This is a genomic window from Cupriavidus sp. 86D6, assembly GCF_057815095.1.
On the sequence record NZ_JBYPSB010000002.1, the window covers coordinates 702439 to 729133 of the forward strand.

The 26695-nt window shown below is 65.5% G+C and carries 28 protein-coding genes; 16 read left to right on the forward strand and 12 right to left on the reverse strand.

The window, feature by feature from the left end:
• Positions 1-34 precede the first annotated feature (34 nt).
• Positions 35-622 carry a malonic semialdehyde reductase gene (locus AC3G88_RS08320; protein ID WP_488771279.1) on the forward strand — a complete coding sequence of 196 codons (588 nt, stop codon included), beginning with the start codon at positions 35-37 and terminating at the stop codon, positions 620-622.
• A gap of 92 nt (positions 623-714) precedes the next feature.
• Here AC3G88_RS08320 and AC3G88_RS08325 read toward each other — a convergent pair whose 3' ends face one another.
• The 3 genes from AC3G88_RS08325 to AC3G88_RS08335 are packed head-to-tail and all read right to left on the reverse strand — an operon-like array spanning position 715 to position 3948.
• Positions 715-1440 (reverse strand): Coq4 family protein, encoded by a 726-nt coding sequence (locus tag AC3G88_RS08325; RefSeq protein WP_488771280.1) that lies wholly within the window; start codon positions 1438-1440, stop codon positions 715-717.
• 28 nt (positions 1441-1468) lie between these two features.
• The gene (locus AC3G88_RS08330) at positions 1469-2437 is read right to left on the reverse strand and encodes an alpha/beta fold hydrolase (RefSeq protein ID WP_488771281.1); all 969 of its coding nucleotides are present in this window, start codon (positions 2435-2437) and stop codon (positions 1469-1471) included.
• The gene (locus AC3G88_RS08335) at positions 2434-3948 is read right to left on the reverse strand and encodes a flavin-containing monooxygenase (RefSeq protein ID WP_488771282.1); all 1515 of its coding nucleotides are present in this window, start codon (positions 3946-3948) and stop codon (positions 2434-2436) included. Before AC3G88_RS08335 ends, AC3G88_RS08330 begins: the two co-directional genes overlap by 4 nt.
• A gap of 75 nt (positions 3949-4023) precedes the next feature.
• Between AC3G88_RS08335 and AC3G88_RS08340 the strand changes: the two genes are divergently transcribed.
• Complete coding sequence (locus tag AC3G88_RS08340; RefSeq protein WP_488771283.1) at positions 4024-4653, forward strand: TetR/AcrR family transcriptional regulator; 630 nt, start codon at positions 4024-4026, stop codon at positions 4651-4653.
• Here AC3G88_RS08340 and nth read toward each other — a convergent pair.
• Both nth and rsxB read right to left on the reverse strand, forming a co-directional pair.
• Entirely contained in the window at positions 4650-5294 is a 645-nt protein-coding gene (gene nth / locus AC3G88_RS08345; protein ID WP_153948947.1) for an endonuclease III, read from the reverse strand. The two genes, AC3G88_RS08340 and nth, sit on opposite strands and share 4 nt — an antisense overlap.
• Positions 5291-6184: an electron transport complex subunit RsxB gene (rsxB, locus tag AC3G88_RS08350; RefSeq protein WP_488771372.1), complete on the reverse strand. Its 894-nt coding sequence runs from the start codon at positions 6182-6184 to the stop codon at positions 5291-5293. The genes nth and rsxB overlap by 4 nt, the downstream gene beginning before the upstream one ends.
• 194 nt (positions 6185-6378) lie before the next feature.
• Between rsxB and AC3G88_RS08355 the strand changes: the two genes are divergently transcribed.
• Entirely contained in the window at positions 6379-7014 is a 636-nt protein-coding gene (locus AC3G88_RS08355) for a TetR/AcrR family transcriptional regulator (protein ID WP_153948946.1), read from the forward strand.
• A gap of 101 nt (positions 7015-7115) precedes the next feature.
• On the opposite strand, the gene AC3G88_RS08360 is transcribed toward AC3G88_RS08355, so the two are convergent.
• Both AC3G88_RS08360 and AC3G88_RS08365 read right to left on the reverse strand, forming a co-directional pair.
• A complete protein-coding gene (locus AC3G88_RS08360; protein ID WP_153948945.1) occupies positions 7116-8354 on the reverse strand; it encodes a polyhydroxyalkanoate depolymerase in 1239 nt (412 codons plus the stop codon).
• Between the two features lie 232 nt (positions 8355-8586).
• The gene (locus tag AC3G88_RS08365) at positions 8587-9783 is read right to left on the reverse strand and encodes an amino acid aminotransferase (RefSeq protein WP_400392545.1); all 1197 of its coding nucleotides are present in this window, start codon (positions 9781-9783) and stop codon (positions 8587-8589) included.
• A 230-nt stretch (positions 9784-10013) separates the two neighbouring features.
• Here AC3G88_RS08365 and uvrB point away from each other — a divergent pair, with 230 nt between their 5' ends.
• The 12 genes from uvrB (at position 10014) to iscX (ending at position 19281) form a co-directional block, all read left to right on the forward strand.
• Complete coding sequence (uvrB, locus tag AC3G88_RS08370) at positions 10014-12107, forward strand: excinuclease ABC subunit UvrB (RefSeq protein WP_488771285.1); 2094 nt, start codon at positions 10014-10016, stop codon at positions 12105-12107.
• Between the two features lie 107 nt (positions 12108-12214).
• Entirely contained in the window at positions 12215-12436 is a 222-nt protein-coding gene (locus AC3G88_RS08375; protein WP_092596350.1) for a hypothetical protein, read from the forward strand.
• 56 nt (positions 12437-12492) lie between these two features.
• A complete protein-coding gene (locus AC3G88_RS08380) occupies positions 12493-12732 on the forward strand; it encodes a hypothetical protein (RefSeq protein WP_153948942.1) in 240 nt (79 codons plus the stop codon).
• A 64-nt stretch (positions 12733-12796) separates the two neighbouring features.
• Positions 12797-13276, forward strand: coding sequence for a low molecular weight protein-tyrosine-phosphatase (locus AC3G88_RS08385; protein ID WP_488893262.1), 480 nt, complete (start codon positions 12797-12799; stop codon positions 13274-13276).
• Between the two features lie 198 nt (positions 13277-13474).
• Complete coding sequence (gene iscR / locus AC3G88_RS08390; RefSeq protein WP_488771289.1) at positions 13475-14029, forward strand: Fe-S cluster assembly transcriptional regulator IscR; 555 nt, start codon at positions 13475-13477, stop codon at positions 14027-14029.
• A 74-nt stretch (positions 14030-14103) separates the two neighbouring features.
• A complete protein-coding gene (locus AC3G88_RS08395; RefSeq protein ID WP_400392537.1) occupies positions 14104-15324 on the forward strand; it encodes an IscS subfamily cysteine desulfurase in 1221 nt (406 codons plus the stop codon).
• A 55-nt stretch (positions 15325-15379) separates the two neighbouring features.
• Positions 15380-15781, forward strand: a complete 402-nt coding sequence (gene iscU / locus AC3G88_RS08400; RefSeq protein ID WP_066738828.1) for a Fe-S cluster assembly scaffold IscU — start codon at positions 15380-15382, stop codon at positions 15779-15781.
• A gap of 81 nt (positions 15782-15862) precedes the next feature.
• Positions 15863-16183, forward strand: coding sequence for an iron-sulfur cluster assembly protein IscA (gene iscA, locus AC3G88_RS08405; RefSeq protein ID WP_066738950.1), 321 nt, complete (start codon positions 15863-15865; stop codon positions 16181-16183).
• Positions 16184-16287: 104 nt separating this feature from the next.
• Positions 16288-16806 carry a Fe-S protein assembly co-chaperone HscB gene (hscB, locus tag AC3G88_RS08410; RefSeq protein WP_488771292.1) on the forward strand — a complete coding sequence of 173 codons (519 nt, stop codon included), beginning with the start codon at positions 16288-16290 and terminating at the stop codon, positions 16804-16806.
• 9 nt (positions 16807-16815) lie between these two features.
• Positions 16816-18681: a Fe-S protein assembly chaperone HscA gene (gene hscA, locus AC3G88_RS08415; RefSeq protein ID WP_488771294.1), complete on the forward strand. Its 1866-nt coding sequence runs from the start codon at positions 16816-16818 to the stop codon at positions 18679-18681.
• A gap of 44 nt (positions 18682-18725) precedes the next feature.
• Entirely contained in the window at positions 18726-19064 is a 339-nt protein-coding gene (fdx, locus tag AC3G88_RS08420; protein WP_092596329.1) for an ISC system 2Fe-2S type ferredoxin, read from the forward strand.
• A gap of 22 nt (positions 19065-19086) precedes the next feature.
• Positions 19087-19281, forward strand: coding sequence for a Fe-S cluster assembly protein IscX (gene iscX / locus AC3G88_RS08425; RefSeq protein ID WP_066738820.1), 195 nt, complete (start codon positions 19087-19089; stop codon positions 19279-19281).
• 108 nt (positions 19282-19389) lie between these two features.
• Here the strand turns inward: iscX and AC3G88_RS08430 are convergent, their stop codons facing one another.
• The 4 genes from AC3G88_RS08430 to prfB all read right to left on the reverse strand — a co-directional run bounded on the left by AC3G88_RS08430 (position 19390) and on the right by prfB (position 23948).
• Positions 19390-20109, reverse strand: a complete 720-nt coding sequence (locus tag AC3G88_RS08430; RefSeq protein ID WP_488771296.1) for a glycine zipper 2TM domain-containing protein — start codon at positions 20107-20109, stop codon at positions 19390-19392.
• Between the two features lie 248 nt (positions 20110-20357).
• Positions 20358-21902 carry a lysine--tRNA ligase gene (gene lysS / locus AC3G88_RS08435; protein WP_153948935.1) on the reverse strand — a complete coding sequence of 515 codons (1545 nt, stop codon included), beginning with the start codon at positions 21900-21902 and terminating at the stop codon, positions 20358-20360.
• A 50-nt stretch (positions 21903-21952) separates the two neighbouring features.
• Positions 21953-22723: an SDR family oxidoreductase gene (locus tag AC3G88_RS08440; protein ID WP_400393411.1), complete on the reverse strand. Its 771-nt coding sequence runs from the start codon at positions 22721-22723 to the stop codon at positions 21953-21955.
• A gap of 120 nt (positions 22724-22843) precedes the next feature.
• Positions 22844-23948 (reverse strand): peptide chain release factor 2 gene (gene prfB, locus AC3G88_RS08445; protein ID WP_488893263.1). Its coding sequence is split into 2 segments (ribosomal slippage): positions 22844-23866 and positions 23868-23948, totalling 1104 coding nucleotides; the frame shifts between segments, so codons are not numbered across the junction.
• Between the two features lie 243 nt (positions 23949-24191).
• On the opposite strand from prfB, the gene AC3G88_RS08450 reads away from it, so the two are divergent.
• Positions 24192-24926 (forward strand): peptidoglycan DD-metalloendopeptidase family protein, encoded by a 735-nt coding sequence (locus tag AC3G88_RS08450; RefSeq protein WP_488771373.1) that lies wholly within the window; start codon positions 24192-24194, stop codon positions 24924-24926.
• A 49-nt stretch (positions 24927-24975) separates the two neighbouring features.
• Here AC3G88_RS08450 and recJ read toward each other — a convergent pair whose 3' ends face one another.
• Complete coding sequence (recJ, locus tag AC3G88_RS08455; protein WP_092596318.1) at positions 24976-26676, reverse strand: single-stranded-DNA-specific exonuclease RecJ; 1701 nt, start codon at positions 26674-26676, stop codon at positions 24976-24978.
• Positions 26677-26695: the final 19 nt, after the last annotated feature.

Below are 26695 nucleotides of genomic sequence, written 5' to 3' on the forward strand. Positions count from 1 at the left end.
GCTTCCTTCCTTCACAAAACCCGGAAAACGCGCAATGAAATCCGTCGATCAGGCCGCCATCGCACAATTGTTCACCGAAGCCCGCACCCATAACGTGTGGCAAGACAAGCATGTGGACGATGCGCTGCTGAAGCAGGTCTACGAAGCGATGAAGTTTGGCCCCACGGCAGCGAACAGCTCGCCGGCCCGCATCGTGTTCGTTAAGTCGGCCGAGCAGAAGGCCCGCCTGGTGGAGTGCGTGTCCGCCGGCAACGTGGAAAAGACGCGTTCGGCGCCGGTCACCGCGATCATCGCCTTCGACAACGCGTTCCACGACCAGCTGCCGAAGCTGTTCCCGCACGCCGACGCGCGGTCCTGGTACGCCGGCAACGACGAGAAGATTGCCCGCGATGCCCTGATGAACAGCTCGCTGCAGGGCGGTTACTTCATCCTGGCCGCCCGTGCGCTGGGCCTCGACTGCGGCCCGATGGGCGGCTTCGATGCCGGCAAGGTCAACGCCGCGTTCTTCCCCGACGGCAAGTGGTCGGTCAACTTCCTGATCAACCTGGGCTATGGCGAGGCCGACAAGCTGCATCCGCGCCTGCCGCGCCTGTCGTTCGACGAAGCCTGCCGCATCGTCTGATCCGGGCTTCCAGCGAGTTGGCCCGCAAACAAAAAAGCGACCCTCGGGTCGCTTTTTTGTTGCCCGATGGGGCGGCGTGCCGATGGGCCGGCTCAGGCCGACCACTCCTGCGCCGGATTGCACGCCTGGTAGCGCACCGGCTCGGCAATGCCCAGCCGCGCACGTGCCGCGTCGAACGGTTCGTTCAGCAGTGTTTCGTAGTCCTCGCCCAGCAGCCAGGCGGCGCGGCGGCCGTGCCGGTAGCCTTCGAGCACCGCGCGGGCGAAGGCCAGGCTGCGCGTCACGCGCCAGCTTTTCAGCGATGCCGCGATGGCGATAAAGGCCCAGCCCTTGCCGCCGGTCTGCGCGTAGCTGAACGCCACCAGCGCCGCTTCGCCCAGGCTCTCGTCGGCGCGATAGCCGGTCAGCACATGCCAGATGTCATGGACGTCGCGGGTGCGCCGGCCAAACCACATATAGGCGTCCTCGACGATGGGCTCCTGGTTCAGGTTCGACACCTTGGCCAGGCCATCGGCGCTGTAGCCGGTTTTTTCCAGGAAGGCCCGATACGCGGCACCCACCGTGCCCGGTGCGAAGCGGGCCACATAGTCCGGATCGGATAGTTTTTCCGCCAGTTCGATGCGCTGATAGGCCATGCGCCGGCCGTCGGGGGTGGAAAGCAGGCGGCTGAAGTTGCGCGGCATCGACGGGCCGTTCAGCGCGCGCATGATCTTGAACACCTGTTCGGTGTCGTTGCCGTCGGCCAGCAGCTTGCGGATGGCCTGGAACGCGGTGCCCAGGTCGCGCCTGTAGGGGTTGTAACCGGTGGAGGAAGCCATGGCGAGTCCTTTCGGTGGGGGCTGCGGGTCAGGCGGTTGCCGGCTCGCGCAGGCGGGCGGCCGCGTTGCGCACGAAATCGACGCTGGCATCGATGGCGGTGACCGGCAGCATATGCCCGCCGCTCACCAGCGTCAGCCGGGCGGCGGGCACCCTGGCGACGAAGGCTTCGCCATTCTTGCGGTAGTCCAGAATCCGGTCTTCGCGGCCGAACAGGATGCTGACCGGCACGCGCAGGTCGCCATATTGCGCCACCAGCGGCGGCAGGCTGTGTGCGGCACCGATCAGGTCTTCGGACGCGCCCAGGAAATGTCCGGGCCGCAGTGCCAGCAGTCCGCCCCCGCGCACGGGGAAGTCGGCCGGCACGGCATCGGGGCCGAAGACGATATCCATGACCTGCTCGCGATTGCGGATCGACATGGGGATCAGCAGCGTCCAGGCGATCAGCTTGCGCATGGCCGCGCTCGGAATCGTCATGGCCTTGAACACCGGCGAGATTTCCTCGGGCGGATGGGTCAGCGGGGCGATCAACGCCAGCCCGCCCACGCGCTCGGGATGGTAGGTGGCCAGCGCCAGCGCAATGGCGCCGCCGAGCGAATGGCCCACCACCAGCGGTTTTTCGAGCCCGAGCCGGTCGATCAGCGCGGCGAGCGTATCGGCCTGGGCGCGCAGGTCGGCCGGCGCGCCGGGCGTGCGCGTCGACCAGCCTGCGGCGGGCCGGTCGACGGCCACCACGCGGAAATCGCGCGCCAGCGGCTCGACCATCCCGTAAGCGAAGTTGGCAAGCTGGCCGGACAGCCCGTGAACCAGCAGCAGCGGCTGGCCCTGGCCCTGCTCGACGACGTGCAGGCGGGCGCCGGGTACATCGACGAAGCGGCCGGTGGGCGGCAGTCCGGCCTCGATCTTGCGCACCGTCTGGCGGGTGAACAGGAACAGCAGGACGAGCAGGGCGGCGGCCAGGGCCACCACCACGGCGATCAGCGCAAGAAATATGTTCAAGATTGAGCCTCGGCAATCGGATCGTTGGTCGGCAGCGCGGCCGCCACGCGGTCGAAGCGCAGTACGCCATCGTCGATGCGGCCATGCCGGATGGTCAGCATGTCCATCAGGTAATTCTGATACACGCGCCACGGCTTGCGTTGGCCCTGCCGGGGCAGCACCGACGCCGCGCGCTGCACGTAGCCGGACGAGAAATCCAGGAACGGCACGGTCTGCACGGTCGGATCGACCTCGGGCATCGCCATGCGGTAGCCGCGCCGGTCCATGAACCGTAGCAGACGGCAGACGTACTCGGCGGTGAGATCGGCCTTGAGCGTCCATGACGCATTGGTGTAGCCGAACGCCAGCACCAGGTTGGGCACATTGCCCAGCATCATGCCCTTGTAGGCCAGCGATTCGGACGGGCGGCGCGCCTGGCCATCGACGGTCAGCGCGATATCGCCCAGCATGTTCAGCTTCAGCCCGGTGGCGACGACCACCACATCGGCAGGCAGCGTCTGGCCGGACTTCAGCACGATGCCGTCGGCGGTAAAGCGGTCGATCTGGTCGGTCACCACCGACGCGCGGCCATTGCGGATTTCGCGGAACAGGTCGCCATCGGGCACCAGGCAGACGCGCTGGTCCCACGGGTTGTAGCGCGGCGTGAAATGGGTGCCCACATCGAAGCCCGGCGTCAGCTGCGCCGCGGCCATGCCCACGATGCGCGCCTTTACCTTGGCTGGCCGGCGGCGCGCCAGCTGGAAGAAGAACATGCCAAGCAGCACGTTTTTCCAGCGCGTGGCGCGGTAGGCCAGGCGCTCGGGCAGCATGCGGCGCAGCTTGTGCGCGATGGGGTCTTCGCCGGGGCGGGTCACGATATAGGTGGGCGAACGCTGCAGCATCGTCACATGGGCGGCGGTCTCGGCCATGGCCGGTACCAGCGTGACGGCCGTGGCGCCGCTGCCGATCACCACCACGCGCTTGCCGGCATAGTCGATCGACGGGTCCCAGAACTGCGGATGGACCATCCGGCCGCGGAATTCCTGCTCGCCCGGAAAATCCGGACGGTGGCCTTCGGCATAGCTGTAGTAGCCCGCGCAGACATAGAGCAGGCGGGCGCGCAGGCGCTGGCGGCTGCCATCGGCGCGGCGGTCGGCGTCTATCGTCCAGCAGGCCTCGTCGCTGCGCCAGGCGGCGCCCACGACCTTGTGGCCGAACCGGATGTGACGTGTAATGCCCGTTTCTTCGGCCGTCTCGCGGATGTAGGCCAGGATCGACGGGCCGTCCGCGATAGCCTTGGCGCCGCGCCAGGGCTTGAAGCGGTAGCCCAGCGTGTACATGTCGGAATCGGAGCGGATGCCCGGATAGCGGAACAGGTCCCAGGTGCCGCCGATGGCGTCGCGCGCTTCCAGGATGGCGAAACGCTTGTCCGGGCACCGCTGCTGCAGTTGCCGGGCGGCGCCGATGCCGGACAAGCCGGCGCCAACGATCAGGACATCCAGAACATCGTCATCAGGACTTTGAGGGCGCATGACGGCTACCGGGGGCGAGTGGGTATTCTGACAACATAGGTTGTCAGAAGCCATCTGACAATAGGGAATGTCATAATGGCCGCCATGACCACAGAGCTATCTCCCGCCCGCCGCTACCGCGGCGCCGAGGCCGAAGAGCGCCGCGCCCAGCGGCGCGAGCAGTTGATTGCCGCCGCTGTGCAGGTCTACGGCGAGCGCGGCTACCAGAACGCCACCGTCAAGGCGGTGTGCGAGGCCGCCGGGCTGACGGAACGCTACTTCTACGAATCGTTCGCCAACAGCGAGGCATTGCTGCTGGCATCGTATGAAACGGTCACGCATCGCCTGCTTCAAACGCTGGCAAGGGCAGGAGAAGAGGCGGGCGGCAGCGGCGAGCATCGCGTGCTGGCGATGCTGCGTGCCTATTTCGGGGCGCTGCAGTGCGAGCCGCGCTCGGCGCGGGTGTTCCTGGTGGAGATCCGCGGGGTCAGCAGGCTCGTGGACGAGGCGCTGGCGGTATCGCTATGCGATTTTGGCGCACTGATGGCCCGGACGCTGCTGCCGCCCGGGGCGAAGGTGGATCCGATGCTGGCCGCCGGCGTGGCGGGCGGCATCGTCCATGTGGCGCTGTACTGGATCCGCAACGGCTACACGCCGGACGTGGATACCGTGGCGCGCACCGCCTTGCAGCTGGCGCTGGTCCTGAAGGGGCCGAACCCTGCCTAAACGTTCGGTGCCGGGGTCTTCGGCCTGAACTCGCAGAGTGGCTCGATGGCGCAATGCCAGCATTCGGGCTTGCGTGCCTTGCAGACGTAGCGGCCGTGCAGGATCAGCCAGTGGTGGGCGTCGTGCAGGAACTCGGTCGGCGTTACCTTCAACAGCTTCTGCTCCACGGCATCGGGGTTCTTGCCCGGCGCCAGCCCGGTGCGGTTGGCCACGCGGAAGATATGTGTGTCGACGGCAATCGTCGGCTGGCCGAACGCCACGTTCAGGACCACGTTGGCGGTCTTGCGGCCGACGCCCGGCAAGGCCTCCAGCGCCTCACGCACGGGCGGCACCTTGCCGCCATGCTGCTCGACAAGGATCCGGCAGGTTTCCATCACGTGTTTGGCCTTGGTCTTGTAGAGACCGATCGTCTTGATGTACTCGATCAGCCCGGGCTCGCCCAGATCGAGGATCTGCTGCGGGGTATGGGCCACCGGAAACAGCTTGCGCGTAGCCTTGTTCACGCCGACATCGGTGGCCTGGGCGGACAGCAGCACCGCGATCAGCAACTCGAACGGCGAGCTGTATTCGAGCTCCGTTTCCGGGGTGGGATTGACCTCACGCAAGGTTTCGAAAATGGCAAGGCGCTTGGCGGGATTCATGAGCGGGAATCGTCGTTCTTGCTGGGGTCTCCGGGCGCGGTGCTGCCGTCCGGGCTTTGGCATTCCTGGCCGGGCTGGTCGGCCTGATTGGCCTGACTGGCCTGATTGGCCTGATTGGCCTGGCCCCATTTCGCGCGGCGCGCTTCGGCGGCATCGATCTGCGCCTGCACGGCGGGCGACACATTGTCGGTGTTGCGGGGCTGCACGGCGGCCGCCTTCTGGCGCGCGCGTTCGATGGCGGCCTGGATGATCGCCTTCTTGCGCGCCTGCGCGGCCTGTTCCGCCTCGCTGGCCGCGGCTTCGGCCTCCAGGGCTTCCAGCTTGGCCGCGGCCTTGGCGGCCAGGCGGGCGTCGTTTTCCTCGCGCTCGCGCACCAGACGCATCTTGCGCGACTGATAGCGGGCGTACGCGGCATCGGCCTGTTCCTGCGACCAGGCGGCCCAGCCCGTCTTCGCGCCCGTGACCGGAATCATCGCGATGCAATCGACGGGGCAGGGGGCCACGCAGAGGTCGCAGCCGGTACACCAGTCGGGCAGCACGGTATGCATCTGCTTGGCCGCACCGACGATGGCGTCCACCGGACAGGCCTGGATGCACAGCGTGCAGCCGATACATAGCGATTCGTCGATACGGGCCACGGCACGGGCCTGTTCGACGCCGCGTTCGGGGTCCAGCGGCTGGGGCGCGACGCCCAGCACGGCCGACAGCCGCACGATGCCCTCGGCGCCGCCCGGCGGGCAGCGGTTGCTTGCCGCCTCGCCCGCGGCCATGGCTTCGGCATAGGGGCGGCAGCCGTCGAACCCGCATTTGGTGCATTGGGTTTGCGGCAGCAGGGCTTCAAGGCGGTCTGCCAGGCTGGCTTCGCCGGCTATGGACGAGGGGGAACGGATCACGACGGCAACACGGAATCAGGGGGACGACTGGCATCTTGCACGCCTCTGCGGACGTGTGTGCGGCAAGGATTATCCCCGATTTCGCCGCGGTGCAGAAAAGGCGATGATTCGCCGTCACCCGAACGGGAAGAGGAGCCCGGACGAGGTGGCGGGCTGTGCCATAATCCGCGCAACTGACAGATCAGATATTCATGTCGAACGAGCCAAAAACCAAGCGGGACCCAGAAGGCACGCGCCGACGCATCATGGCCGCCGCCACGGAGGAATTTGCCAAGGGCGGGCTGGCGGGTGCCCGTGTCGACCAGATCGCACGCCGCGCCGAGACCAACGAGCGGATGCTCTATTACTACTACGGCAGCAAGGAAGGCCTGTTCCTGGCCGTGCTCGAAAAACAGTACGCCGAGTTTCGCGCGGCCGAGGAGCAGCTGCATATCACCGACGAAGACCCCGTGGCGGGGGTGCGCACGCTGGCCCGCTTCGTCTGGGACTGGTACTACGCGCATCCGGAGTTCATCCGTCTCGTGAACAGCGAGAACCTGCATGAGGCCCGGCATCTGAAGAAGTCGGCCCAGCTCCATCAGCTGATCAATCCGGTGGTGGACGTGCTGGCCGACATCATCCGGCGCGGCCAGCAGCAGGGCGTGTTCCGCGACAACATCGACGTGCCGCAGTTCTACCTGACCATTTCGGCGCTGGGCTATTACGTGCTGTCGAACCGGTACACGATCAGTGCCGTCATCGGCCGCGACGTGGCCACCGAGGAAGAACACGCGCGCTTTGCCGACCTGCATACCGACATGCTGCTGTCGTACCTGACCAATCGCTGAGACATCGCTCAGCGGCATAGCCGATCGGCCAGAAACAAGAACGCCCGCGAGGATCTCGCGGGCGTTCTGCCATGCCGGCCCCGGGCGGGGCCGGGCTACGCTCAGTACTTGCGAATGAAGTCGCGCAGTTCCGGGTAGATATTCTCGCGCCAGCGGCGGCCCGAGAAGATCCCGTAGTGGCCGCACTTCGGCGCGGTGATGTGTTGCTTGCGCGTTTTCGGGATGCCTGCGCACAGGTCGTGCGCGGCGGCCGTCTGGCCCGCGCCCGAGATGTCGTCGAGCTCGCCTTCGATGGTCAGCAGCGCCGTGCCCTTGATGTCCTGCGGGCGCACCGGGTCGCCGTCGATTTCCCACGTGCCGTTGGCCAGGCGGAATTCCTGGAACACTTCGCGGATCGTGTCGAGGTAGTACTCGGCGGCCATGTCCAGCACCGCGTTGTATTCATCGTAGAAGCGCACGTGCGCTTCGGCGTCGTCGGCGTCGCCCTCGATCAGGCTCAGGTAATAGTCATAGTGCGACGACAGATGGCGGTCCGGATTCATCGCCACGAAGCCGGCGTGCTGCAGGAAGCCCGGATAGACCTTGCGGCCATGGCCCGGATAGTTCGCCGGCACCGTGTAGATGACGTTGTTCTCGAACCATTCGAACGACTTGTTGGTGGCCAGGGAGTTGACCGACGTCGGGCTCTTGCGCGCATCGATCGGGCCGCCCATCATCGTCATCGTGCGCGGCGTCTTTTCGCCGGCCGACGCCATCAGCGAGATCGCGGCCAGCACCGGGACGGTGGGCTGGCAGACCGAAATCACGTGCAGCTTGTCGGCGCCGATATGCCGGATGAATTCCTGGATGTAATAGATGTAGTCGGCCAGGTGGAACGCGCCTTCCTCGGCCGGCACCATGCGGGCATCGACCCAGTCGGTCACGTAGACCTTGTGGTCCTGCAGCAGCGTGCGCACGGTGTCGCGCAGCAGCGTGGCATGGTGGCCCGACAGCGGCGCGCAGACCAGCACCACCGGCTCGTCCTTGAGCAGCTTGATGGTCTCGGGGTCGTCGGCATACCGCTTGAACCGCACCAGCTTGCAGAACGGCTTTTCCAGCACGGTCTGTTCGACGATGGGGATCTCGCGGCCATTCGAGCGCACGCTCTTGATGCCGAACTCCGGCTTCTCGTATTCCTTGCCGAGCCGGTACAACAGCTCGTATCCCGCCGCCATCCGGGGCGCGCCCGGAATCAGCGAAAGGGGGCTGAGGGGATTCGTAAACGTCTTGGCGGTCGCCTGGGCCCACGCGGTCAGCGGGTTCAGCATCGAACGCTGGAATTCATGCAGTTGGTAAAGCATGCCGGTACCTGTCTAGCCTTTCTTGTCGCGAGTGCTTGTCGCGCAACGGATTATGCCCGCAATCGAACGATCGTGCTTTGCAGCATACGCTTCCAAGTTACGCCGGCAAGCGGGGAAGACAATAGGACATTGGCGCTAAATCTGGATGACACCGCCTGACAATGACAAAAAAGGCGACCCGAGTGGCCTCCAGGTCGCCTTTTGCCGTTGACGCAGGGTCAGGTGTTGCTTTTTAGTACACGGCGGCGATGGCGTTGACCACGGCGTCGATGTTGCGGCTGTTCAGCGCCGCCACGCAGATGCGGCCGGTGCCGACGGCGTAGATGCCGTGCTCGGTGCGCAGGCGGTCCACCTGCGCCGAGGTCAGGCCCGAGTACGAGAACATGCCGCGCTGGGCCTTCACGAACGAGAAGTCGCCCGGTACGCCCTTGGCCGCCAGCTTGTCCACCAGTGCGTTGCGCATCAGCTTGATGCGGTCGCGCATTTCGGCCAGTTCCTGCTCCCACATGGCGCGCAGTTCTGGGCTGTTCAGCACGGTAGCCACCACGGTGCCGCCGTGGGTCGGCGGGTTGGAGTAGTTCGTGCGGATCACGCGCTTGATCTGCGACAGCACGCGCTGGGCTTCTTCCTTGCCCGTGGTGACGATCGACAGCGCGCCCACGCGCTCGCCGTACAGCGAGAAGCTCTTCGAGAACGAACTCGACACGAAGAACGGCAGGCCCGATTCGGCAAACAGGCGCACGGCGGCGCCGTCCGGCTCGATGCCTTCGGCAAAGCCCTGGTAGGCCATGTCCAGGAACGGGATCAGGTTGCGTTCCTTGACCAGTTCCACCACCTGCTTCCACTGGGCGTCGTTCAGGTCCACGCCGGTCGGGTTGTGGCAGCACGCGTGCAGCACGACGATCGTGTTGGCCGGGTACGACTTCAGCGATTCCACCATGCCGGCGAAGTTCAGGCCGTGCGAGGGGGCATCGTAGTAGGCGTAGTTGACCACCGGGAAACCGGCGGATTCGAACAGCGCGCGGTGGTTTTCCCAACTCGGATCGCTGATGGCGACCGATGCGTCCGGGTACAGGCGCTTCAGGAAGTCGGCGCCGATCTTCAGGGCGCCCGTGCCGCCAAGTGCCTGAGCCGTCACGACGCGGCCTTCGGTAATGAGGGCCGAATCCTTGCCGAACAGCAGGGTCTGCACGGCCTGGTCGTAGGCGGCGATGCCTTCGATGGGCAGGTAGCCGCGCGGGGTGGCGCTGGTCAGGCGGGCCTTTTCGGCTTCCTGCACGGCGCGCAGCAGCGGAATTTTCCCTTCGTCGGTGAAGTACACGCCAACGCCCAGATTCACCTTGGTGGCGCGGGTATCGGCATTGAATGCTTCATTCAGGCCCAGGATCGGGTCGCGCGGGGCCATCTCGACGGCAGAAAACAAACTCATTTGGGATCTCGTGGTCAGCTGTGTAAGAAAACGGAGGGCGTAGAATGCTTCGAACTGCGCTGTGGCTGCGGCGGCACCGGCGACGGGCTCCTGACTGACTTCCTGTCACTACTGACAGAAGCTGACAGTATCCCTTCGGCAAACTATGGCCAACCGGGCTTGAACCGATCCGCGCAACCCCCAGATTCTAGCGTATCCCGCCAGTTTCCCTCAGGTTTTTCCCTACGTTTATGACGAATCTCGCTGAAGTCGCCCCGCCCCTGGACGAAGACAAATTCGTCACGTTTCCGGGCTCGCCGTTCCAGCTGTACCAGCCGTATCCGCCCGCCGGCGACCAGCCCGAGGCGATCCGGCAACTGGTGGAGGGCATCGAGGACGGCCTGTCGTTCCAGACGCTGCTGGGCGTGACCGGCTCGGGCAAGACTTTCACGATGGCCAATGTGATCGCCCGGATGGGCCGGCCGGCCATCGTATTTGCGCCAAACAAGACGCTGGCGGCGCAGTTGTATTCGGAATTCCGTGAATTTTTCCCGCGCAACGCGGTGGAATACTTCGTCAGCTACTACGACTACTACCAGCCTGAGGCCTATGTGCCGCAGCGCGACCTGTTCATCGAAAAGGACTCGTCGATCAACGAGCATATCGAGCAGATGCGGCTGTCGGCCACCAAGAGCCTGCTGGAGCGGCGCGACACGATCATCGTGGCGACGGTGTCGGCGATCTACGGTATCGGCAATCCGAGCGAATACCACCAGATGATCCTGACGCTGCGTACCGGCGACAAGCTGAGCCAGCGCGACGTGATCGCGCGGCTGATCGCCATGCAGTACACGCGCAACGAGACCGATTTCCAGCGCGGCACGTTCCGCGTGCGCGGCGACACGCTCGACATCTTCCCGGCCGAGCATGCCGAGATGGCCGTGCGTGTGGAGCTGTTCGACGACGAGGTGGATTCGCTGCAGTTCTTCGACCCGCTGACGGGCCGCGTCCGTCAGAAGATTCCGCGCTTCACCGTCTACCCGTCGAGCCACTACGTGACGCCGCGCGAGACCGTGCTGCGGGCGATCGAGGACATCAAGGTGGAGCTCCGCGAGCGGCTCGACTTCTTCTACAAGGAAAACCGCCTGGTCGAGGCGCAGCGGCTGGAGCAGCGCACGCGTTTCGACCTTGAAATGCTGTCGGAGCTGGGCTTCTGCAAGGGCATCGAGAACTACTCGCGCCACCTGTCGGGCGCCAAGCCGGGCGAGCCGCCGCCGACGCTGGTGGACTACCTGCCGCCCGACGCGCTGATGTTCCTGGATGAATCGCACGTGCTGATCGGCCAGTTGAACGGCATGTACAACGGCGACCGGGCGCGCAAGACCACGCTGGTGGAGTACGGCTTCCGGTTGCCGTCCGCGCTGGACAACCGGCCGCTCAAGTTCGAGGAATACGAGCGCAAGATGCGCCAGGCGGTCTTCGTGACCGCCACCCCCGCGAACTACGAGAAGGAGCACGCCGGGCAAGTGGTGGAGCAGGTGGTGCGGCCGACCGGCCTGGTCGACCCGATCATCCATGTGCGGCCCGCCACCACGCAGGTGGACGACCTGCTCAGCGAGATCCACCTGCGGCTGCAGGCCGGCGAGCGTGTGCTGGTGACCACGCTGACCAAGCGCATGGCCGAGCAGCTGACCGAGTTCCTGTCCGAAAACGGCATCAAGGTGCGCTACCTGCATTCGGACATCGATACGGTCGAGCGCGTGGAAATCATCCGCGACCTGCGCCTGGGCACGTTCGACGTCCTGGTCGGGATCAACCTGCTGCGCGAGGGCCTGGATATTCCGGAAGTGTCGCTGGTGGCCATCCTCGATGCCGACAAGGAAGGCTTCCTGCGTGCGGAGCGATCGCTGATCCAGACCATAGGGCGGGCCGCCCGTAACGTCAATGGCACCGCGATTCTCTACGGCGACCGCATGACCGATTCGATGCGGGTGGCGATCCAGGAAACCGAGCGCCGCCGCGCCAAGCAGATCGCGCACAACGATGCCCACGGCATTACGCCGCGCGGCGTGGTCAAGCGGATCAAGGACATCATCGATGGCGTGTACGACGCCGACGAGGTCAAGGCCGAGCTGACCGCCGCCGCGGAACGCGCGAAATACGAGGACATGAGCGAAAAGCAGGTGGCCAAGGAAATCAAGCGTCTGGAGAAGCAGATGCTCGACCACGCCAAGAACCTGGAGTTCGAAAAGGCGGCCCAGGTGCGCGACCAGCTGGCCAAGCTGCGTGCACAGGTGTTCGGGGCCGGTGCCGAAGGCGACCATCTGCTGCCGCCGTCAAGCTGAGGGAAGACCTGATCGGCCCTCGATGGGCATGGTGCGCCACGGCATCCTATAGTGATTAGGCAATCCGCCCAGCGCGGGACGCCCGATCACGAACCAGGGAGTGTGCCATGGTGACACAGTTCGAATATGGTGGTTATACGGTCGTTGCCCGTGCCGTTGCGCATGCGGGCGGCGGTTTCGCCGGGGTACTGACCATTTCCGATGCGTTCGGCGAACCCGGCGGGCCCACGTTTGAAACCGAGACCGGCTCGGCCGATACGCCAGAGGCAGCCCTTGCGCTGGCGGAAGCCGAAGCCATGCGGACAATAGATGCCGGCGAGGTGAGCTGAACCCCGAATCAGCCCCCAATCACGCCCGAAGAAGGCCGGCACGCCAGGAGACACTGATGTCCTATAGCAGTGAATGGAAAAAGAGGGTTTTCGAAACGCACGAGATCCAGGTGCTGGTGAAACCCCGGTCGCCCATCGAATGGGACTACACGGTTCGCGTGTGCCGCAAGGGCACGAACATTCGCGCGGCCGACACGCTGGTGGAAACCTCGCCGACGTCAGAGCACTACAAGTCGCCCACCGACGCCGAGGCAGCCGGATTCGCGCGCGGCAAGCTGCTGGCCGAGCGGCTGTAGCCGCTGGCGACGCTATCGCCTGGCGTGGGTTTTCGACGGTGTGCATGACGGTAAAATCGCATCGATGAAAAAATACGCCATCCTGATGTGCTGCATGGGCAACATCTGCTGCTCTCCAACGGCGGAGGGCGTGCTGCGCGCCAAGCTTCAGGCCGCCGGCCTGTCGGACCGGGTCGAACTGGACTCCGCCGGTACCCATGGCTACCACGTCGGCCGGGCGCCCGACGCCCGCAGTCAGCGCGCGGCGTTGCAGCGCGGCTATGACCTTTCGGCGCTGCGGGCCCGTCAGGTGGACGTGGCCGACTTCGATCGCTTCGATCTTGTGCTGGCCATGGACCTGGAGAACATGGCCGGGCTACGCCGGCTGCTTCCCGGGGTCGGCGCCGACAAGCTGCGCCTGCTGATGAGCTTTGCCACGCGTTATCGAGTCGAGGAAGTGCCGGATCCGTACTATGGCGAAGGTGACGGCTTCGAGCGCGTGCTGGACTACATCGAGGATGCCTGCGACGGCGTGATCGACATGTTGCGGCGCCAACTGGCGTGAGCAGGGCTACAGGAATTGCCCGATATGCCATGCGGGAAATCAACCCGGCTGGCTTTGCATGGCCGTTTTCCGAAGCTGCGCCAGCGCGATCGTTATGGGGCGTGGAATAGTGCGTTGCGGGATGGGGTACTTGACTGATTTAGTCGGGATATCTTAAACTCGAGCGAAATTCTCAAGTATTCCCTCTCCCCGAGCATCATGAGACTGACTACCAAAGGCCGCTTTGCGGTAACCGCCATGATCGACCTGGCCATGCGCCAGGATCAGGGTCCTGTCACGCTGGCAGGCATCAGTCAGCGCCAGAAGATCTCGCTGTCGTACCTGGAGCAGCTGTTTGGCAAGCTGCGCCGTCACGAGATCGTCGAGAGCGTACGCGGTCCGGGCGGTGGTTACAGCCTCGCGCGCAAGGCCGAGGACGTGACGGTGGCAGACATCATCATCGCCGTGGACGAGCCGCTCGATGCCACCCAGTGCGGTGGGAAGGGCAAGTGTAACGGAGATGACGGATCCGGGCGCTGCATGACCCATGAGCTGTGGGCCACGCTGAACCAGAAGATGGTCGAGTACCTGGACTCCGTATCGCTGAAGAATCTCGTTGACCAGCAACGTGCCCGGCAGCCTGCCGTGCTGCACGACATGCGCGAAGACGCCGCGCAGCAGCCCGTCACCGTGTCGCGCAGCAAGGCCGAGAAGCAGGAAAAGCCGGCGCGCGCCCGCGTGGTCAACTCGGTGTTCAGCCTCGCGCAGTCCTGAGCAAGGTTGCGGCACCTGCATTAAACTATCGGTAGGCAGTACGCGATTAGTGATCCCTATAAGGCAGTCATAAGATGAGCACCACCCCACATTTCCCGATCTACATGGATTACTCGGCCACCACGCCGGTGGACCCGCGCGTGGCGGACAAGATGATTCCCTATCTGCGCGAGCAGTTCGGCAATCCGGCGTCGCGCAGCCACGCGTACGGCTGGGATGCCGAGCGCGCGGTGGAAGAGGCGCGCGAGCAGGTGGCTGCGCTGGTGGGTGCCGATCCGCGCGAGATCGTGTGGACGTCGGGTGCGACCGAGTCGGATAACCTCGCCATCAAGGGCGCGGCCAATTTCTACTCGGGCAAGGGCCGCCACATCATCACCGTGAAGACCGAGCACAAGGCCGTGCTGGACACCACGCGCGAACTGGAGCGCCAGGGCTTCGAGGTGACGTACCTCGACGTCAAGGACGATGGCCTGATCGACATGGACGTGTTCAAGCAGGCGATCCGCCCGGACACGATCGTGGTGTCGGTGATGCTCGTGAACAACGAGATCGGCGTGATCCAGGACGTCGAGCAGATCGGCGAGATCTGCCGCGAGAAGGGCATCATTTTCCACTGCGATGCCGCGCAGGCCACCGGCAAGGTTGCGATCGACCTGTCCACGCTCAAGTGCGACCTGATGTCGTTCTCGGCCCACAAGACCTACGGCCCGAAGGGCATCGGCGCGCTGTACGTGCGCCGCAAGCCGCGCGTGCGCATCGAGGCGCAGATGCACGGTGGCGGCCATGAGCGCGGCATGCGTTCGGGCACGCTGGCCACGCACCAGATCGTCGGCATGGGCGAGGCGTTCCGCCTGGCCCGCGAGGAAATGGCCACCGAGAACGAGCGCATCCGCATGTTGCGTGACCGCCTGTGGAATGGCCTGTCGTCGATGGAAGAGGTGTACCTGAACGGTTCGATGGAACACCGGGTGCCGCACAACCTGAATGTCAGCTTCAACTTCGTCGAAGGCGAATCGCTGATCATGGCCATCAAGGACGTGGCCGTGTCGTCGGGTTCGGCCTGCACGTCGGCGTCGCTGGAGCCGTCGTACGTGCTGCGCGCCCTGGGCCGCAACGACGAGCTGGCGCATAGCTCGATCCGCTTCACGGTTGGCCGTTTTACGACCGAAGCCGAGATCGACTACACCGTCGAGCTGCTCAGGAACAAGATCGGCAAGCTGCGCGACCTGTCGCCGCTGTGGGAGATGTTCAAGGACGGCGTCGACCTGAATTCGATCCAGTGGGCTGCGCACTGATTGCGGTCCACGGCAACAACAAGAACCCCATAAAGATTCGTCAGAGGTAACCAAAATGTCTTACAGCAACCAGGTTCTCGACCACTATGAAAATCCGCGCAACGTCGGTTCGTTCGACAAGAACGACGACGCGGTGGGCACCGGCATGGTCGGCGCCCCGGCCTGCGGCGACGTGATGAAGCTGCAGATCAAGGTGAACGAGGCGGGCGTGATCGAAGACGCCAAGTTCAAGACCTACGGCTGCGGCTCGGCCATCGCGTCGTCGTCGCTGGTGACCGAATGGGTCAAGGGCAAGACCGTGGATCAGGCGCTGGAGATCAAGAACACCCAGATCGCCGAGGAACTGGCGCTGCCGCCGGTGAAGATCCACTGCTCGATCCTGGCCGAAGACGCCATCAAGGCGGCCGTCGAGGATTACAAGAAGAAGCACGGCGGCGCCGAGCAGAAGGCTGCCTGAGCGGCGCGGTCCGCTTCAGACGGGTTGGTATGGCCGCGTGCGGTGCGGTATCGCGCGCGGCGTTTCGACAGCAAGGCAAAGATGATCACGATGACCGAAAAGGCGGCGAAACACGTTTCCCGCTACCTGGAACGCCGCGGCAAGGGCTTGGGCCTGCGCGTGGGCGTGAAGACCACCGGCTGCTCGGGCCTGGCGTACAAGCTGGAGTACGTGGACGAACTGCAGCCGGAAGACCAGGTGTTCGAGACGCGCGGCATCAAGGTGATCGTCGATCCGAAGAGCCTGCCGTACATCGACGGTACCGAACTGGACTTCGCACGCGAGGGGTTGAACGAAGGCTTCAAGTTCAACAACCCGAACGTCAAGGACGAGTGCGGCTGCGGCGAGTCGTTCCGGGTCTGATCACCCGTGCCGCACCCGGATCGGCAACCGATGCGAGGGCGGCGACACGACAAGGGGCGGCATGACCGCTCCTTTTTGTTGTGAATGTTTTGGAAAGACGCGCTTTGAAAGACGATTTTTTCTCGCTGTTCGGGCTGCCTGCCCAATACGAAGTGGACGAAGCCGCGCTGGACGCGGCCTATCGCACCGTCCAGTCGCAGGCGCACCCTGACCGCTTTGCCAATGCCGGCGATGCCGAGCGGCGCGTGGCCATGCAGTGGGCTGCGCATGCCAACGAGGCATACCGCACGCTGCGCCAGCCGCTCAAGCGGGCCATCTACCTGCTGCATCTGCGCGGCGTGGACATCCAGGCCGAAAGCAATACGGCAATGGCGCCGGCATTCCTGATGCAGCAGATGGAATGGCGCGAGGCGCTGCAGGACGCGACGCAGGCGCGCGACGTGGACCAGCTCGACAGCCTGTTGCGCGACCTGCGCCAGGAAAAGCGCGAGCGCCACGCGGCACTCGGCGCGCTGCTCGATGCCGGTGACAACGAAGCCGCCGGCGCCGCCGCGCGCCAGCTGATGTTTATCGAGAAGATCGAACACGACGCCAGCGAGGCGATCGATCGGCTCGAAGATTAGAAGATTCTCATGGCACTGCTCCAGATTTCCGAACCCGGCATGTCGCCCGCGCCTCACCAGCGCCGGCTGGCCGTTGGCATCGACCTTGGCACCACCAATTCGCTGGTGGCCGCCGTGCGCAACAGCATTCCCGAAGTCCTGCCCGACGACGATGGCCGCTCGCTGCTGCCGTCGGTGGTGCGCTACCTGCCCAACGGCAACGCGCATATCGGCTTCAAGGCCCAGGACGAGGCCGTGCGCGACCCCAAGAACACGATCGTTTCCGTGAAGCGGTTCATGGGCCGTGGCCTGCGTGACGTGGCCAATATCGAGCACAGCCCGTACGACTTTGTCGATGCGCCGGGCATGGTGCAGCTGAAGACCGCGGCCGGCATCAAGAGCCCGGTGGAAGTGTCGGCCGAGATCCTGGCCACGCTGCGCCAGCGTGCCGAGGATTCGCTGGGCGACGAACTGGTGGGTGCCGTGATCACGGTGCCCGCATACTTTGACGACGCGCAACGCCAGGCCACCAAGGATGCCGCGCAACTGGCGGGCCTGGAGGTGATGCGCCTGCTCAACGAGCCGACCGCAGCCGCCATTGCCTACGGCCTGGACAATGCCGCCGAAGGCATCTACGCCGTGTACGACCTGGGCGGCGGCACGTTCGATATCTCGGTGCTCAAGCTGACCAAGGGTGTGTTCGAGGTGATGTCCACCGGCGGCGATTCGGCGCTGGGCGGCGACGACTTCGACCAGCGCCTGCTGTGCTGGGTGGTCGAGCAGGCCGGCCTGCAGCCGCTGTCGGCCGAGGACACGCGCCTGCTGATGATGCGCGCCCGTGCCGCCAAGGAAGCCCTGTCCGCCAGCGACAGCACCGTGATCGACGCCGTGCTGACCACCGGCGAGATCGTGCATCTGCCGCTGGACGCGCAAACGTTCATCGCCATCACCGCCAACCTGGTGCAGAAGACGCTGGCCCCGGTGCGCAAGGCGCTGCGCGATGCCGGCGTGACGCCCGAAGATGTCAAGGGTGTAGTGCTGGTGGGCGGTGCCACACGCATGCCGGCCATCCGCAAGGCCGTGGGCGATTATTTTGGCCAGCAGCCGCTGACCAACCTGGACCCGGACAAGGTGGTGGCGCTGGGCGCCGCCATGCAGGCCAACCTGCTGGCCGGCAACCATGCGCCGGGCGAGGACTGGCTGCTGCTCGACGTGATCCCGCTGTCGCTGGGCGTGGAGACGATGGGCGGCCTGGTCGAGAAGATCATCCCGCGCAACAGCACGATTCCGGTCGCGCGTGCGCAGGAATTCACCACCTTCAAGGATGGCCAGACCGCCATGGCCATTCACGTGCTGCAGGGCGAGCGCGAGCTGGCCAGCGACTGCCGGTCGCTGGCGCGTTTCGAGCTGCGCGGCATTCCGCCGATGGTGGCGGGCGCGGCGCGCATCCGCGTGACCTATCAGGTCGATGCGGACGGGCTGCTGTCGGTGTCGGCACGCGAGACCAATTCGGGCGTGGAAGCGTCGGTATCGGTCAAGCCGTCGTACGGGCTGGCCGACGACGATATCGCGCGCATGCTGCAGGAGAGCTTCCGCGAGGCCGAGCACGACATGAAGAGCCGCGCGCTGGCCGAGGAACGCGTCGAGGCCGCGAGGCTGGTGGAGGCCACCGCGCGTGCGCTGGAAGTCGATGGCGACCTGCTGTCGGCCGACGAACGCGCGGCCGTGGATGCGCTGATGGCCCGTGTGACCGATATCGCGCGCGGTGACAACCACCACGCGATCAAGGCGGCCGTCGAGCAGCTGTCGCACGGCACCGACGAATTTGCCGCCCGCCGCATGGACCGCTCGATCAAGAGCGCGCTGGCCGGAAAGAAGGTGCAGGAGCTCGGCTGAGTCACACGCCGCTCACCTGCCTAGAGAGAGAAAACAGGAATCACATGCCACAGATCATCGTTTTGCCCCACGTCGAATTGTGTCCCGAGGGCGCCGTCTTCGAGGCCGGCACCGGCACCAGCATCTGCGACGCGCTGCTGAACAACGGTATCAACATCGAGCACGCCTGCGAGAAGTCGTGCGCCTGCACCACGTGCCACGTGGTGGTGCGCGAAGGTTTCAACTCGCTGGAAGATGCCGAGGAAAAAGAGGAAGACCTGCTGGACAAGGCGTGGGGCCTGGAGCCCAATTCGCGCCTGTCGTGCCAGGCCATCGTCGCGGACACGGATCTGACCGTCGAAATCCCGAAGTACACGATCAATCACGCCAAGGAAGGCCACTAAGGCCCGCGCGAGGAGTTTTCCCATGAAATGGACAGATACCTACGATATCGCCGCCGCGCTGTACGACAAGTTTCCTGACGTCGACCCGGTAACGGTGCGCTTTACCCAATTGCGCCAGTGGGTGCTGGAACTGGACGGTTTCAGCGATCTGCCGGAACGCTCGGGCGAGAAGATCCTGGAGGCCATCCAGCAAGCGTGGATCGAGGAAGCGGAATAAGTCCGGTTGATCCAAGGCAAATGAAGCAAAAAAGCACGGCTGTCACGCCGTGCTTTTTTGTTTGTGTCGGGATCGGGCTCGCCTGGGCGGCACCGAATCCGACGGGCGTCAGCCAGTCACAAGCACGCCGCGCTCCAGATGCACGCGCTGGCCCACTTCGACTCCCGGAGGATTCTGGTACGTGAACGTACGGCGCGAGCCGTCGTCCATCTTCACGCTGACGCGGTACGACTTGTTGGTGTTCAGCTTCTTCTCGGCGTAGTTACCGCCGAAGCCGCCCGCAGCCGCGCCGGCCACGGTGCCAAGGATCCGGCCATTGCCCGAGCCGATCTGGTTACCGAGCAGGCCGCCCACGACGGCACCGCCAACGGCGCCCAGGCCGCTGGTCGGCTTTTCGGCTTCCACGACCTGCACGCCTGTCACATGACCGGCCGTATGGCTGGGCCGGGCGGCCGGCTTTTCTTCAGCCTGGGCCTGCTGCATCGGCTGGGCCGGCGGCGGCGCCATGTTGTTCTGAGCCTGGCGAGCGTCATAGGCGGGTGGCCGCGTCGTCGATCCCGGTGCCGGCTGGCTCGTGAGCGGCGGCGGCTCGTTCATGACGGGCTGGGTGCCGGTTTGATTGCCGCTGTACGAGCCCCCGGATGCGCTGCTGTACGAACTGTACGAAGCCTCGGCCGGCGCCTGTGTGGCCTTGGTAATCGGCAGCACGCCCGTTACGGCTGCGACCACCGTGAGGCTGGCCACCACAAGTGCGACGGCGGCCGCGCCCACGAGCGGGTTCAGGCGGCGTTGCGACGGCAGGGCGGGGAGGGTTTCCCGACCAGACATTTCTTGTTCTCCAAGTCACCCTGAAGGGGTGGATACCTAAAGTCTGGCCGAATTACGATTCTGTTTCCGTTTGATTTTGTAAGGATCTGTAGCCACAAATCTGCCGGAAAATCAAAAGGTTACGGCGAGGGTAGGGGGAAGGTGCGCGGGCGTCTGTAACAGCCGGCAAGTCGGGAGGTGTTGGGAGCGCCCCACGCCCAGGCAGGCGTGGGGAACCAGACATGGCGCAGGCTGGCTGCGCCTGCCGATCAGTCTTCGCGCCGCAGGTGCGGGAACAGGATCACGTCGCGGATGTTCGGGCTGTCGGTCAGCAGCATGACCAGGCGGTCGATGCCAATGCCGCAGCCGCCGGTCGGGGGCATGCCGTATTCGAGCGCGCGGATGTAGTCGGCGTCGAAGTACATGGCTTCCTCGTCGCCGGCGTCCTTCTGTTCGACCTGCTTGCGGAAGCGGTCGGCCTGGTCTTCCGGATCGTTCAGTTCCGAGAAGCCGTTGGCGATCTCGCGCCCCGTGATGAACAGCTCGAACCGCTCGGTGATGCCCGGCTGCGTGTCCGAGGCGCGCGCCAGCGGCGACACTTCCACCGGGTAGTCGACGATGTAGGTCGGCTCCCACAGCTGCGACTCCGCCGTTTCCTCGAACAGCACCAGTTGCAGCGTGCCCACGCCGGCGTTCAGGAACTGCGGCGCGCTGGTGTTGATCTTGAATTTGCCCTTCAGCTCGGCACGCAGGAAGTCGGCGTCGGCCAGTTGGGCATCGGTATATTCCGGGGCGTATTTCTGGATCGCCTGGCAGATCGTCAGGCGATGGAACGGCTTGGACAGGTCCAGCTCGCGGCCCTGGTAGTTCAGCACGGCGCTGCCGCTGGCGTCGATGGCGGCCTGGCGGATCAGGTTCTCGGTGAAGTCCATCAGCCAGCGGTAGTCCGTGTAGGCCGCGTAGAACTCCATCATCGTGAACTCGGGGTTGTGGCGCGGGCTCACCCCTTCGTTACGGAAGTTGCGGTTGATCTCGAACACGCGCTCGAAGCCGCCCACGATCAGGCGCTTCAGGTACAGCTCGGGTGCGATGCGCATGAACATCTGCATGTCCAGCGCGTTGTGGTGCGTGATGAACGGCTTGGCTGCCGCGCCGCCCGGAATCGGGTGCAGCATCGGCGTTTCGACTTCCATGAAGCCGGCATCGGACATATGGCGACGCAGCGACGACATCGCCTTGGTGCGGGCGCGGAACGTGTCGCGCGTTTCCGGCGAGACGATCAGGTCCACATATCGCTGGCGGTACTTCATTTCCTGGTCGGCCAGGCCGTGGAACTTGTCCGGCAGCGGGCGCAGGCTCTTTGACAGCAGGCGCAGTTCGCGCACCTGCACCGACAGCTCGCCCTTGTTGGTGCGGAACAGCTCGCCGCGCGCGCTGATGATGTCGCCCAGGTCCCAGTGCTTGAACGCCGCGTAGACGTCCTCGCCCACCTTGTCGCGCGTGATGTAGAACTGGATCTGGCCGCTGCCGTCCTGCACGGTGGCAAAGCTGGCCTTGCCCATCACGCGCTTGAGCATCATGCGACCGGCGATCGACACTTCCACGGGGCTGGCTTCCAGCGCGGCCTGGTCGGTCTCGCCATACTGCGCGTGCAGCGCGCCGGCCTGGTGCGTCGGGCGGAAATCGTTCGGGAAGGCCACGCCTTGCTCGCGCAGGGCCTGCAGCTTCTCGCGCCGTTCGGCAATGATCTTGTTCTCGTCTACGGCAGGCGCGTCGGCGGGTGCGGCGGCAGGCGTGCGGGTCGGTTCGGTCATGGTGTCAGCTTCGGTCGTGCAGGCCACGGGGCCTTGCGCGATGGTTCAGTTCAATAGTTGCGGATGTCGTCGAGTTCGGTCTTGCCGAAGTCGGCGCGTTCCAGATAGGCGGCGATGCGTTGCGCGACATCGTCGGGCGACGCCAGCTGGTCATTCGCCTTCAGGTCGCGGAAACGCTGCACCTGGGCAAAATCGGCGCCGCGGATGGTTTCCTGCATGCCCGTGTCCACCACGCCCGGCGCCAGCGCCACGGCGCGTACCGCGCGATCGTCGGCCAGGCCCGCGTACTCGGCATTGACCGAGCGGATGAACATGTCCAGGCCCGCCTTGCCGGCGCAGTAGGCGCTCCAGCCCGGCACCGGGTTGCGCGCGGCGCCCGACGAGATGGCCAGCACCTTGCGCGGGCAGTCGAAGCGCGCGGTGGCGTCGATGAACGCGCCGGTCATCGTCATCGGCGTGACCAGGTTGGTCTGCAGATGCGGCACCAGCGAGTTTTCGTGCAGTTCGGTGATCGGGCCGATGGGCGCCACCACCCCCGCGTTCAGGATCAGCGTCACGCTGGCCGGCGCATCGTCGACCGCTTCCAGCACGCTGGACAGCCAGCCGGCCGACGGGCCGGGCTGCGACAGGTCCTGCAGGTGCCACGCCACCGGCACGCCGCTGGCCGAGGCTTCGCGTTCGAGGTCGGTGTTGCGGCTGCGCGCCACGCCGATGATGCGGTTGCCCGGCTTGAGCAGCGCACGCACGAGCGATGCGCCCAGGCCGCGCGAGGCGCCGGTGACGATGTAGAGATGGGTGGAGCGGGGCGTTCCGGTGGTCATGACGTGGACCTTGTTCGATGAAACGGCGACTTCGGGATGGAGACTCTTGGTATTTGCCGTGCCGCCATGCCGGCACGGGGCGGGCATGGCGGCACGGCTGCGGTGGCAGTCTTGCCGGTGTTACAGGCCCTGTTTCAGGCTGGCCTCGATGAACGGGTCGAGGTCGCCGTCGAGCACCTTCTGCGTGTTGGACATTTCAACGTTGGTGCGCAGGTCCTTGATGCGGCTCTGGTCCAGCACGTACGAGCGGATCTGGTGGCCCCAGCCCACATCGGTCTTGCCGGCTTCGAGCTTGTCGGCCTCGGCCTGGCGCTTGCGCATTTCATGCTCGTACAGGCGCGACTTGAGCATCGACATGGCTTCGGCGCGGTTGCGGTGCTGCGAACGGTCGTTCTGGCACTGCACGACGATGCCGGTCGGGATGTGCGTGATCCGCACGGCCGAATCGGTCTTGTTGATGTGCTGGCCGCCGGCGCCCGATGCGCGATAGGTATCCACGCGCAGGTCGGCCGGGTTGACTTCCACCTCGAACGAATCGTCCACCTCGGGGTAGACGAACACCGACGAGAACGACGTGTGGCGGCCGCCCGACGAATCGAACGGCGACTTGCGCACCAGGCGGTGCACGCCGGTCTCGGTGCGCAGGTAGCCGAACGCGTATTCGCCCTCGATCTTGATCGTGGCGCTCTTGATGCCGGCCACGTCGCCCTCGGACTCTTCCAGCACCTCGGCCTTGAAACCCTTGCGCTCGCAGTACTTCAGGTACTGGCGCAGCAGCATCGATGCCCAGTCGCACGCCTCGGTACCGCCGGCGCCGGCCTGGATGTCGATAAAGGCGTTGGCCTGGTCCATCTCGCCTGAGAACATGCGGCGGAATTCCATGTCGGCGACGATCGCCTCGAATCCCTGCACGTCGGCGTCGATCGATTCCAGCGTCTCGTCGTCACCTTCCTCGCGCGCGAGCTCGAACAGCTCCTCCGCGCCGGTAAGGTCGGCGGTGAGCTTGCCCAGCGTCTGCACGACGGCTTCGAGCGCCTTCTTTTCCTTGCCCAGGTCCTGGGCACGCTTGGGGTTGTTCCAGACGTCCGGGTCTTCCAGAAGTCCGTTGACTTCGTCTAGGCGGTTTTCCTTGACATCGTAGTCAAAGATACCCCCGTAGATCTTCCGTTCGCGAACGGAGATCGGAGATGGCACCGGAGATGGCGTTGAGGCGTTCTGCTTCCATTGATATTCCTGGTAATTCTGCGCGTGCAAAACGTGGAATTATAGCGGATCGGCGCCGCGAAACCGGCCGGCGTGCGAGCCGGATTTGCAGCCGGGACTGGGTGCCTGCCCTACGCCCGGCTGAACCGTTCGCATGGCGAACGGTCTATTGCGTGACTTTCCCCGCTTATCGCCGCAAGGTTCCGTTCCAACTTCGGCGACAATAGCGGCCACGATCAGGAGTTTCCCCGTACGCATGACAGGAATCCACGCAGTCCATCACGACGTGCCGCGCCCGCAAGGTGCGCGCCGGCGCACACTTGGGCGCCTGGCCGCGATCTCGCTGGCCGCCATGCTTGCCGCCTGCGGCACCACGCCCAGCGAGCCGGCGCCCGAGGGCTATTACCGCGTCGAGCGCGGCGACACGCTGTATTCGATCGCCCGGCGCCACAACCGCTCGGTGGCCGATCTGGCGCGCTGGAGCAACATTTCGGACTCTAGCCAGATCGAAGTGGGCCAGCTGATTCGCGTCAAGCCGCCGGCCGGTGCCGGGATCTCGGCCGCCAAGGCCACCGACAAGCCCGCCGCCACTTCCGGCCAGCGCGCCGCCGCCCCCGACACCACGCCGTCGAAGCCGCCCGCCAGCACCATCCGTCTGCAATGGCCTGCCGATGGGCGCGTGGCCGGCAGCTTCGCGCCGCCGGCGGAAAAAGGCTTGCGTATCGAAGTGCCCGCTGGCGGCAAGGTGCGCGCCGCGGCGCCGGGCTGGGCGATCCATGTGGGTACGCTGCGCGGTTATGGCCAGCTGGTCATCATCAAGCACAACGACGACTGGCTGACCGTGTACGGCAATCTCGACCGCCCCCTGGTCAAGGAAAACGACCGGATTTCGGCCGGGCAGGAAATCGGCACCATGAGCCGCGACAACGAACTGCATTTCGAGGTGCGCGGCAACGGCAAGCCGGTGAATCCGGCCCTCTACCTGCCGCCGCGCGGATAACGGCCGGGGCCCGCCGCCTTCGGACGGGCCGGATGACTGTCGCCCCGGCCTACTGGGCGTGCTCCACCACCAGCTGCACGCGTGTCACGCCATTGAAGGTGTTGTTGTCGAGCCGGTAGGCCACCAGTGCGCTGGCGCCGTCCAGCGCGTCGGCGTGGTTGAACCAGATCGCGTCGAAACGCTGGCTGCCGCGCCCCAGTTGCAGCTTGAGGTGCTTGCCCTTCAGCACGGTCTGGCGCAGTACCTCGAATTCGCCCGAGAACGTGGGCGGCGGAAACCCCTGGCCCCACACTTGGCCTTCGAGCAGGGTCACGAATTCGGGGCTGAAGCAGCCGTCGTCGATATCGCCGTCGGTCTCGATCACCCGGGCCAGCTGCTCTTCGTTGAGCCATTCGCGGCCGACGTCCTCGAAGGCCGCCACGAAGGTGTCGAAATCCTTCGCGCGCACGGTCAGGCCGGCCGCCATGGCGTGGCCGCCGAACTTCACCAGCAGGCCGGGATGGCGCTTGGACACCAGATCCAGCGCATCGCGCAGGTGAAAGCCAGGGATCGACCGGCCAGAACCCTTGATGTGCTCCTCGTCGCCCGGCGCGAAGGTGATGGTCGGGCGGTGGAATTTTTCCTTGAGCCGCGACGCGACAATGCCGATCACGCCCTGGTGCCAGGTCTCGTGGAACACGCTCACCGTGTAGCGTGACGCCGGATCGAGCCCGGCCAGCGGCTGCTCCAGGATCTGCAGCGCCTCCTGCTGCATGCCGGCCTCGATATCGCGGCGCTCGCGGTTCATGCCGTCCAGTTCCTGGGCGATTTCCCAGGCGCGGTTGGCGTCGTCGGTCAGCAGGCACTCGATGCCCAGCGACATGTCGGCCAGGCGGCCCGCCGCATTCAGGCGCGGCCCCAGCCCGAAGCCCAGGTCGAACGTATTGGCGCGCTGGGCTTCGCGGCCGGCGGCGCGGAACAGGGCAGCCACGCCGGCATGCATCCGGCCCATGCGCATGCGCTTCAGGCCTTGCGCCACCAGGATGCGGTTGTTGGCGTCGAGCTTCACCACGTCGGCCACGGTGCCCAGCGCCACGAGGTCCAGCAGCGTCTGCAGCGGCGGCTGGGTGTCCTTGGTATAGACCCCGCGCTGGCGCAGTTCGGCGCGCAGCGCCAGCAGCACGTAGAACATCACGCCCACGCCTGCCAGGTTCTTGCTCGGGAATTCGCAGCCGGGCTGGTTCGGATTCACGATCACGGCAGCGTCGGGCAGCACGGCGCCGGGCAGGTGGTGATCGGTCACCACCACGTCGATGCCGCGCGCGTTGGCGGCCGCCACGCCATCGACGCTGGCGATGCCGTTGTCGACCGTCACGATCACGTCTGGCCGCTGCTGCGCGGCCAGTTCGACGATCTCGGGCGTCAGGCCATAGCCGTACTCGAAACGGTTCGGCACGATGTAGTCCACGCGCGCGCCCAGCATGCGCAGCCCGCGCACGCCCACCGCGCAGGCCGTCGCGCCGTCGCAGTCGTAGTCGGCCACGATCAGCAGCTTGCGCTGGGCGGCGATGGCGTCGGCCAGGTAAGCGGCGGCGTGGTCGATGCCCTTCATGGCGGAAGGGGGCACGAGTCCGGGCAGTTCGGTGGCCAGTTCGGCCGGGTCCAGCACGCCGCGCGCGGACAGGATGCGCGCCAGCGTGGGGTGCAGGCCGGCGGCGGCCAGGACGCTGGCGTGGTCGTCGGAATAGGAGCGGATGGCAATCCGGGTCATGATCTTCGTTCCGGTGGCG